The organism is Leifsonia sp. Soil_N53 (assembly GCF_057655165.1).
This window is the reverse complement of sequence record NZ_JBDGMM010000055.1, coordinates 51,135-57,257: the sequence shown is the minus strand read 5'-3', so window position 1 is coordinate 57,257 and position 6,123 is coordinate 51,135. Positions and strand designations below refer to the sequence as shown.

Here is a 6,123-nt window from a genome sequence, read left to right as displayed (position 1 = left end):
GCTGCTCCCGCGCTGCGCCGGCTCCGGCCGGCCGCGCTCCGCGGAGAACCGACCGCGCAGCCGGTCGAGCTGCCGGTGCTGCCGCGCGGCGCCGGGGCGTTCATCGTCGTCAACCCGGGCTCGGGCGCCGGGCTCGGGAGGCCGGATCCGCGGTCTCTGCTCGCGGAGCGGCTCCCCGAGGCCCACGTCCACGAGCTCCAGGAGGGCGACGACATCGCGGCCCTCGTCCAGGAGCAGCTCGGGTCGGCGGAGCCGCCGCGCGCTCTCGCCGTGTCCGGTGGCGACGGGACGGTGGCGGGGGTGGCTCACGCGGCGCGCCTGGCCGGCCTCCCGCTGCTCGTGATCCCCGGGGGGACGTTCAACCACTTCGCGAAGGCGGTGCGCGCCGACACCGTGGAGGCCGCGCTCGACGCGTTCGAGGCGGGCACCGGCCGCCGGGTGGACGTCGCGGAACTGCGGCTTCCGGCGGGCCCGGACGGCGACGCCGTGACCCGGACCGTGCTCAACACCTCCTCGGTCGGCGTCTATCCGCGGTTCGTCGCCGAGCGCGAGCGCTACGAGGGCCGCTGGGGCAAGCCCCTCGCCGCGGTCATCGCCGCCATCCGGGTGGTGCGGGAGAGCGCGCCGATCGAGCTGGAGGTCGACGGGCGCCGCCGGACGGTCTGGTCGGTGTTCATCGGGGTGGACCGCTACTACCCGCTGACCGTCGCCCCGATCGAACGGCGTCGGCTCGACGACGGCGTGCTGGACGTGCGCATCCTCGACGCCGGCCGGCGGCCGAAGACCCGTGGCGCGGTGGCGCTCGCGTTCGGCGGCCGGACGGACTCGCTCGTGGCGCGCCTCCCGTTCCTCCAGGGGCCGCCGGCGGTCGATGGCTTCACCGCCGAGGAGCTCTCGCTGCGTGCGCGCGGCGAGGACCCCGGCTACGCCCACGACGGGGAGGCCTCCACGACGACCCCGGGCGACGCCCTCCTGCTGCGCATCCTGCCGGCGGCGCTCGCCGTGTACGCGCCGGTCAGCTCTCCCTGACCACCTGGTCCACCCGCTTGTCGGGCCGCAGGCCGCGCCAGGACGGCTGGCGCAGCCGGTCGGTGCTCGTCCACTCGGCGAACTCGACCTCCCCGACGTACTCGGGTCGCACCCAGTGCGCGCCGCGGGCGTCGAGCGAGGGCACGCCCTCCAGCGGCGGCGTCGCGCGCGGGTGCGCCGCCAGCTTCTTCGCCAGGTCGTCCAGCATCGCGTCGGTGAACCCCGTGCCCACCTTGCCCACGTAGCGCAGCCCGTCGCCGTCCGGGATGCCGAGGAGCAGCGCGCCGATGCCGTTCGCGCGACGGCCGTTCCCGGGGGTCCAGCCGCCGATGACGACCTCCTGGGCGAGGTGGTGCTTGATCTTGATCCAGGTGCGCGAGCGCCGGCCGGTCGCGTAGGCGCCGTCGCGCTGCTTCGCCATGACGCCCTCCAGGCCCAGCTCGCGGGACGAGGCGATGGCGTGGTCGACGTCGCCGGCGAAGGCGGGCGGCACCTGGACCGGGTCGTCCTTGGGCGGCCGCAGCACGTCCTGCAGGGCGGCGCGGCGCTCGTCGTAGGTCTCGCGGCGGAGGTCCTTCCCGTCGAGCTCCAGCAGGTCGAAGACGAAGTAGTGAGCGGGCGCACGCTTGGCCGCAGCCTCCACCTCCGCCGGGCGGGTGAGGCCCATCCGGGTCTGCAGGAGGCCGAAGTCGGGACGGCCCTTCGGCGTCAGCGTCACGATCTCGCCGTCCAGGACCAGGCCGTGGTCGCCCGCGAGGTCGACCAGTCCGGCGAGGTCGGGGTAGGTGCGGGTCACGTCGTTGCCGTTTCGGGTGGTGAGGCGAACGGCGCCGTCGCGGACGACGGCGATGGCGCGGATGCCGTCCCATTTCATCTCGAACGCCCAGTCGGACTCGTCGTGGATGTCGGCGCGCGAGCCGAGCGTGGCGAGCATGGGGGAGACGGGCTCATCGGTGATGGGCTTGGCGGAGGCCGTGCGGGGCTTCGCCGGAGCCGTCTTCGTGCCGGGGACCTTCGGTGTGCCCGACTCCTTCATCAGGTGGATGAGCCAGTTCTTCTCGTCGCCGTCCTGCTTGGTCGCGATGAGGGCGAACTTCCGCGGCTCGCCGCCGAGGCCGCCGTCCGGCTGCCCGTGCAGGGTCGCGATCACCTCGTCGTCGCGCCACTTCTCGAGCTCGTACTCGCCGTGGTCCCAGATGTCGACGTGGCCGGCGCCGTACTCCCCGTGCGGGATGTCGCCCGCGAACGTGCCGTACTCCAGCGGATGGTCCTCGACGTGGACGGCGAGGTGGTTCTGCTTCGGGTCCGTCGGCGGGCCCTTCGGCAGTGCCCAGCTGACCAGCACGCCGTCGTGCTGCAGCCGGAAGTCCCAGTGCAGCCGCCGGGCGTGGTGCTCCTGGATGACGAACGAGCGGCCATCGGCGGCGTCCGGGCTGACGCTCGGCACCGGCTCCGGGGTCTTGTCGGCGTCGCGCTTCGAGCGGTACGTGGTCAGGCGGTCGGTCGCCTCGGCTGCCGCACGTCCCGCCGACAGGTCGGCCAGCGGATCGCCCCGGCGCTTCACCCGGTCCAGCACCTCGGTGTACTCCAGCTGCCGGAGGTCCTTCGACGCCAGCTCGCGCCAAGTGCGAGGCGCGGCGACCGTCGGCCGGAACCGCCCGCGCAGCGAGTACGGCGCGATCGTCGTCTTCGCCCCGTTGTTCTGGCTCCAGTCGACCAGCACCTTGCCCGAGCGCAGCGCCTTCTTCATGTCGCTCACGACGAGGTCGGGATGGTCGGCCTCCAGCGCCCGCGCCAACTCGTGCGCGACCGCCGAGACCTGGTCGCTGGTCTGCGAGCCGTCGAGCGGGGCGTACAGGTGGATGCCCTTCGACCCGCTCGTGACCGGCAACGGGTCGAGCCCCATGCCGGCGAGGATGGCGCGGGCCAGCCGGGCGACCTCCGCGCAGTCCTGGAGGGTCGCGCCCTCGCCCGGGTCGAGGTCGAGCACCAGGCGGTCGGGGTTGTGCCGCTGGTCGCCGCGGCCCACGCGCCACTGCGGCACATGCAGCTCCAGCGACGCGATCTGGGCCAGCCACACGAGGGTGGCCCGGTCGTTCACGAGCGGGTACGTGTTATCGCTGGTCTTGTGCCGGATGGTGCGGGTCTTCACCCAGCCCGGGGTGGAGGCCGGGTCCAGGTTCTTCTGGAAGAACACCTGGCCGGGATGGTCGGGCGTCCCGACGCCGTGCACCCAGCGCTTGCGCGTCGCGATCCGGTCGCGCGTGTGCGGGATCATCGCGTCGGCGATGGCGCTGTAGTAGCCGATGACGTCGGCCTTCGTAGTCCCGGTCTCCGGGTACATCACCTTGTCGAGGTTCGTCAGCCGCAACCGGTGGCCGTCGATCGAGACCGTCTCGGTGTCCTCCGCAACCATGTGGACACCGTACGCGCCCGCGCCGTCCCGCGGCAGATACCGCTTCCACTGTTGTTTTTCCGCGGAAGCGCGGACACGATGGTCCCATGAGGGCCATATGGACGGGAGCCATCACCTTCGGACTGGTCAACGTGCCGGTGAAGGTCTACAGCGCGACCGAGGATCACGACGTCGCGCTGCACCAGGTGCACGACGCCGACGGCGGGCGCATCCGGTACAAGCGCGTGTGCGAGATCGACGGCAAGACGATCCCGTACGAGCACATCGCCAAGGCGTACGACGACGGCGAGCGGACGGTCATCCTGACGCCGGAGGACCTGGAGTCGCTGCCCGCCGAGCGCAGCCGCGAGATCGACGTCGTGGAGTTCGTGCCGAACGACCAGCTCGACCCGATCATGTTCGACCGCAGCTACTACCTGGAGCCGGACTCCAAGTCGCTCAAGGCCTACGCGCTGCTGCGCAAGACGCTGGAGGACGAGGACCGCACCGCGATCGTCAACTTCGCGCTCCGGCAGAAGACCCGCCTCGGCGCGCTGCGGGTGCGCGGCAACGTCCTGGTGCTGCAGACGATGCTCTGGCACGACGAGATCCGCGCGGCCGAGTTCCCGTCGCTGGAGACGGCCCCGCGCATCACCGAGCGCGAGCTGTCGCTGTCGAGCGCGCTGATGGAGAGCTTCGCGGGCGACTTCGAGCCGGAGAAGTTCAGCGACGAGTACCAGGAGGAGCTGCGCAGGCTGATCGACGCCAAGCTGGAGCAGGGCGAGAGCATCGACACGGCCGTGACCTTCGGCGAGGAGGCCGAGGAGCCGAAGAAGGGCGGCGGCGAAGTCATCGACCTGATGGAGGCGCTGCAGCGCAGCGTCGAGCGGAGCAGGGGAGGCGCGTCCGCGGCGGACGCGGCCGGGACCAAGGCGGCGCCGAAGAAGAGCGCTGCGGAGAAGAAGGCGCCGGCGAAGAAGGCCAAGAAGCCCGCGTGACGCTGCTGGGGCTCCTGGCGAGCTGAGCGGCGCGTCACGAATCCCGCGGGGACTGCGATCCCGACTGCGCCGGCGACGCGGACTGCGCCGGAGTCTGCGCCGACAGCGGCGCCGCGATGTCCTCCAGCGACTTCCGCTCGGCGTCCACACCGAGGAAGAGTTCGACCAGTCCCGCCGCGATCATCAGTCCGGCGCCGATGTAGTACCCCAACGCGACCGCCTGCACCCCGCCGCCGATGAGCTGGCCGAACAGGATCGGGCCGACGATGCCGCCGGCGGCAGTGCCGACCGCGTAGAAGAACGCGATCGCCATCGCGCGCGTCTCCATCGGGAAGATCTCGCTCACGGTCAGGTAGGCCGCGCTGGCGCCCGCCGACGCGAAGAAGAAGACCACCATCCAGCACGCGGTGAGCCAGACGGCGTCCAGCGCTCCGGCCGAGAACAGCAGCGCCGTGCCGATCAGCAGCACGCCGGAGCCGACATAGGACAGCGTGATCATGAACCGGCGGCCGATCGAGTCGAAGAGCCGGCCGAGCAGCAGCGGCCCGAGGAAGTTCCCGATCGCGATCGGGATCAGCGACCACGGCGCGACATCGGCCGGCACCTTCAGCAGGTCGGTCAGGACCAGCGCGTACGTGAAGAACACGGCGTTGTAGAGGAACGCCTGCCCGACGAACAGCGACAGCCCGAGGATCGAGCGCTTCGGGTACTGGTGGATGCCGACCCGGATGATCTCGCCGAACCCGGTCGAGCGGCGCTGCCGGATCTCGATCGCCTTGTCGTCGGGCACGGCCTCCAGCTCCGCGCCGCGCTCCTCCTCGATGTCGTGCTCGATGCCGTCGACCTCCTTCTCGGCAGCCTCGTCGCGCCCGTGGATGAACAGCCAGCGCGGCGACTCCGGGACGTTCCTGCGCACCAGCAGGATGACCAGGCCGAGCACCGCGCCCAGGCCGAACGCGATGCGCCAGCCGACGTCCGCCGGGAAGATCGCCGTGTTGAGCAGGAACACCGTGAGGATGGCGCCGAACGCGGTGCCGAGCCAGTACGACCCGTTGATCGCGAGGTCGACGACACCGCGGCGACGGGCCGGGATGAGCTCGTCGATCGCGGAGTTGATCGCCGCGTACTCGCCGCCGATACCCGCGCCGGTGAAGAACCGGAAGACGAAGAACATCCACGGCGCGACCGAGAACGCGGTGAGCACCGTGGCCAGCAGGTAGAGGCCGAGCGTGACGATGAAGAGCTTCTTGCGGCCGTAGCGGTCGGTCAGGTAGCCGAACACCAGCGAGCCCGTGCACGCGCCGGCCACGTAGATCGCCGCCGCGAGCCCGACCTCCCCGGTGGTCAGGCCGAGACCGGAGGCCGACTCGGTGAGCCGGGACGCGATCGCGCCGACGATGGTGACTTCGAGACCGTCGAGGATCCAGACGGTGCCGAGCCCGACGACGACAAGCCAGTGGAAGCGGGACCAGGGGAGGCGGTCCAGACGGGCGGGGATCTTCGTCCGGATCGTCTTCAGTTGCTGAGAATCCGATGAATGCGCGCTCATTGCCAGAACAGTACGAGCACCTGTTTCCGGCGCGAGGCCCTTGACAACCGAACATTTGCGAGTCAGCAAGCGACACGCCTAGCGAGTCGCATCACGGCTGTCAACCCCTTGTTGGGGGACTGAGCAATCTGATTGCCTTGGCTCACGAATCG

At 71.1% G+C, this 6,123-nt stretch carries 4 protein-coding genes; 2 read left to right on the top strand and 2 right to left on the bottom strand.

All coding sequences use genetic code 11. The features are described 5' to 3' along the window. Positions 1–1,029, top strand: a 1,029-nt coding sequence (locus AC3A3H_RS08245) for a diacylglycerol/lipid kinase family protein (protein ID WP_487614073.1), incomplete at its 5' end; no start/stop codon positions are given. Here the strand turns inward: AC3A3H_RS08245 and AC3A3H_RS08240 are convergent. After that, positions 1,016–3,445, bottom strand: a complete 2,430-nt coding sequence (locus tag AC3A3H_RS08240) for an ATP-dependent DNA ligase (RefSeq protein ID WP_487614072.1) — start codon at positions 3,443–3,445, stop codon at positions 1,016–1,018. The genes AC3A3H_RS08245 and AC3A3H_RS08240 overlap by 14 nt on opposite strands. An 86-nt stretch (positions 3,446–3,531) precedes the next feature. On the opposite strand from AC3A3H_RS08240, the gene ku reads away from it, so the two are divergent. Beyond that, positions 3,532–4,422 (top strand): non-homologous end joining protein Ku, encoded by an 891-nt coding sequence (ku, locus tag AC3A3H_RS08235; RefSeq protein ID WP_487614071.1) that lies wholly within the window; start codon positions 3,532–3,534, stop codon positions 4,420–4,422. Between the two features lie 34 nt (positions 4,423–4,456). Here the strand turns inward: ku and AC3A3H_RS08230 are convergent, their stop codons facing one another. Beyond that, positions 4,457–5,908 carry an MFS transporter gene (locus AC3A3H_RS08230; RefSeq protein WP_487614075.1) on the bottom strand — a complete coding sequence of 484 codons (1,452 nt, stop codon included), beginning with the start codon at positions 5,906–5,908 and terminating at the stop codon, positions 4,457–4,459. Positions 5,909–6,123 lie beyond the last annotated feature (215 nt).

What these genes read in the sequence shown, in the direction of transcription:
- AC3A3H_RS08240 (WP_487614072.1), bottom strand. Translation starts at nt 3,445, where the DNA reads ATGGTTGCGGAGGACACCGAGACGGTCTCGATCGACGGCCACCGGTTG.
- ku (WP_487614071.1), top strand. Translation starts at nt 3,532, where the DNA reads ATGAGGGCCATATGGACGGGAGCCATCACCTTCGGACTGGTCAACGTG.